General features: G+C 24.3%; 3 protein-coding genes. 1 reads left to right on the forward strand and 2 read right to left on the reverse strand.

Features of this window, described 5'->3' with window-relative positions; genetic code table 11:
* Positions 1–83 precede the first annotated feature (83 nt).
* Entirely contained in the window at positions 84–1,199 is a 1,116-nt protein-coding gene (locus RWY47_RS00195) for a tyrosine-type recombinase/integrase (RefSeq protein WP_025161912.1), read from the forward strand.
* A 181-nt stretch (positions 1,200–1,380) separates the two neighbouring features.
* On the opposite strand, the gene RWY47_RS00200 is transcribed toward RWY47_RS00195, so the two are convergent.
* Positions 1,381–2,214 (reverse strand): alpha/beta fold hydrolase, encoded by an 834-nt coding sequence (locus tag RWY47_RS00200; protein ID WP_142731098.1) that lies wholly within the window; start codon positions 2,212–2,214, stop codon positions 1,381–1,383.
* A gap of 49 nt (positions 2,215–2,263) precedes the next feature.
* Positions 2,264–3,220, reverse strand: a complete 957-nt coding sequence (locus RWY47_RS00205) for a magnesium transporter CorA family protein (protein ID WP_021431245.1) — start codon at positions 3,218–3,220, stop codon at positions 2,264–2,266.
* Positions 3,221–3,503 lie beyond the last annotated feature (283 nt).

Raw genomic sequence — 3,503 nt, forward strand, 5'->3', positions numbered from 1 at the left:
GTTTTGTGTCAGATATTTAAATGTTTTTTATTTTGTTTTTATGTTACAATATATACTATAATGTTTCTTATTGGAGGATAAAGATGAGCTTTGCATTTATAAGAAAAAGAAGTAAAAATTACATAGTATATTTAGAATATAAAGACCCATCAAGCAATAAAAAAATTCAAAAAAATATGGGTTCATACGATAAAAAAAGAGATGCTTCCAAGAAGCTCGCAGAGATAAAAGATAGCATATATAACGAAGATTTATTACTTCCAAATGCTATGACTTTTGATATATTCTTAAAAGATTTTTTAGAAAAATATAAGATAAATTTATCGATAACAACCTATAATTGTTACACAAGAATATGCAATAAATATATAATTCCCATGCTAGGAAAATATAAAATTGAAGATCTTCGCCCAATACATATACAAAATTACATAGATGACTTAGTTGGAATTTTAAGTCCACAGACAATAAAAATACATATAAATATATTAAAACTTGCTACAAAAAAAGCCTATAGATTAAAGTTAATAAGAGAAAATATTGTAGAATATGTAGAAGTTCCTAAGGTTAAAAAATTCAAAAATAACATATATAATAAGCAAGACATGCAAAAACTATTAGAAAAATGTACAGGAACTTCTTTAGAATTACCTATCTTTATAGCCAGCGGATTAGGTCTTAGAATATCAGAAATACTAGGTCTAACATGGAATAATTTAGATTTTAATAATAATTCTGTTACAGTAGAAAAGATAACTGTAAGAAATAACGGGGAAGTAATTTTAAAAGATCCTAAGACAGAAAGTTCTATAAGAACAATTTCTGCTCCAACAGAGCTTATGAATAAGTTAAAAAATTTTAAAAAAGAACAAATCGAATTGAAGCTTCAAGGTAAAATAAAAAACGAAAAAAACTTATTGTTCTTTGATAAAAACGAAAATCCTATAGCTCAAGATGTGTTAAGCAAAAAATTTAGCAGATTTTTAAGTGAACATAATTTGGAACATATACGATTCCATGATTTACGTCACTCTCACGTTACGCTTTTAATAAACTCAAAAGTTCCTATAAGAGTTATTTCTGAAAGAGTCGGACATTCAAATATAAATACAACCTTGAATATTTACTCTCATGTGCTCAAAGAAATGGATAAAGAAGCTAGCGATAAAATATCAGAAGCTTTATTTAATTTAGGATAAAATAGCAAAAAAATAGACCTTTATATTTAAGATATAAGAGGTCTATTTTTTATTTTTATATATTTACATTATATAAAAGCATTAACTGCTTAAAATCTAAATAAAAGCTTTTATCTAAATTAAAAGTTATAAAATCAAAATACAGTTTAAAATAATAATATTATGTAAACTTATATCTATTTTAAATAAATACAGATACAAAATCCTTTATAATATTTATTAATTTTGATGAATCCTCTATGTAAGGAGTATGTCTTCCATTTATAGTTTTGATTATGCTATTTTTAAATTCAAAACTTTCGTGATGATCTATTCCTACTGCATAGTCTTCACTTCCTGTTATTATTAAAGTCGGAATGTTTATACTTTTAGTTAAATAGGTATAATCTATAAAATAGTTTTTATTTTCAAATGCAAGCTCAGACATTTTCGTGTTTAAAATTTCTTTATCTAAATTTTCTAGCTTCTCATAGTTACTTATATTTTTAAATTGAAGCATATAATACATATTATATCTAACTAAATTAAAAACTACTTTTTTCCAAATACATATTAAGTTTTGTAAGTTTGTATCACAGTCAATCTGATCTACACCCAAAAGATTACACCCTTCTTTTATTTGGCTTTTTAAAGCTTCTTTAAAATCTAGAGTACAGTTTATTAGTATAATACCTTCTAGATTTTTTCCATATTTGCTTGCATATGAAGTTGCTATAATTCCACCAAATGAATGTGCAATTATTATAAATTTTTGTATGTTAAGCTTCACTCTAACTTCTTCTATATCCTCAACTAATCTATCAATAGAATAATCCGAGTTATATTCACCTTCAGATCTACCACAACCTCTTTGGTCTAAATACGTTATATTAAACATGTCATTCATATGAATGCCACAAAACTTTTCGAAATCTTTACTCCAAGCACCAGGTCCTCCATGTACATATATACAGTCTAAGCCCTCCCCTTCTCTATTTACATAAAGATTTATATTATCATTAGTTTTTATATACATAATCTCCTCCAATTAATTAATGTATTTACATTATAGCAAAATTCAAATACTAAAGCATTTTTTTAGATTTAAATATCATTATCCCTAGTGCCAATATTAAAAACATAAATCCTATTGTACAATAGTATCCAAAACGCCATTGAAGAAAAGGCATGAAAGTAAAGTTCATTCCATATATACCTGTTATTATAGTAAGTGGAGCTGAAATAGCTGTAAGTAATGTTAATTTAGTTATTAAACTATTAGTTTTTTCAGCTACTTGTGAAGAGTATATATCCAACAACTTATCTGCTAATTCTCTAGTAGAAATAGCAAAATTGTACAACTTATCTATACCAAAATCGATACTTTGTAAATTTTCAAGATTATGTTTTTTTATATCTGAATATGTTAAATATCGTATATTCTCTTTTAATATTCTATCTCCTATATAAAGTAATGGCCTAGTGTTTTTAACTACAGTCCTAGTTAAATTTCTAATATCACTAATTTCATGAAAATATTGATCTCTAACCCCTTGTAGCATTTTATCTTCTAACTCCAATATCATATCTTCTAATTTCTCTAAGCTTTCAAAGCTATTTACTATTATTTCTTTGAAAATTAAATAATTTATTTTAAATAGTGCTACAATTGGGTTTTCATCTACTTTAAAGTTATCTTTCATCATTTTTAAAATGTATTTATATATGAATGTATCTTTGTCACTTACTACAAGAATGTAATTATCAGCTAAATATATGTTTATTTCACTTATGATAGCTTTATTGTTTATAAGTTCAAATATATTTAAGCTTAAAAAATCATAGTTATCAAACAAATCTAATCGTATGCTATCATCAAAGTCTAAACAATCTTTAAATGTTATTTCATCTATATCTAAAATAGATTTTATTTTATTTAGTTCGTAAGGTGTTGACAATATCAAGTAGCATTCATTACTATCATAAAAATCATCCTTAAATTGATTTAAATGATTATGTGTATTTAAATTAAGTATATTCATTAACTTCACTCCAAACCTGTTATAAATATATTATGTATATAAATTAAATATTAATTCATTGCATAAATACTTTATTTATTATCTATAATTTAGTAATGGTAGTTTCGGTCTAACAGAACATTTGTTCTGTAAACCCAAAACTAAAACTAGTCAATTTATTGCAAATATAAGCTGTTTCAAAATGTATGTTAATGTAATTGATTGATATATATTAATTTTAGTTTTTAAAGGTATTTAAATTGAATTTAATGCACTTTTAAAGAAAAATTCATAAAATTTGTTT

The organism is Paraclostridium sp. MRS3W1, from assembly GCF_032465715.1.
GTDB lineage: Bacteria > Bacillota > Clostridia > Peptostreptococcales > Peptostreptococcaceae > Paraclostridium > Paraclostridium dentum.

Bases quoted from the DNA above. Each gene is read 5' to 3' on its own strand.
- RWY47_RS00205 (WP_021431245.1), bottom strand. From the start codon at position 3,220: ATGAATATACTTAATTTAAATACACATAATCATTTAAATCAATTTAAG.
- RWY47_RS00200 (WP_142731098.1), bottom strand. From the start codon at position 2,214: ATGTATATAAAAACTAATGATAATATAAATCTTTATGTAAATAGAGAA.
- RWY47_RS00195 (WP_025161912.1), top strand. From the start codon at position 84: ATGAGCTTTGCATTTATAAGAAAAAGAAGTAAAAATTACATAGTATAT.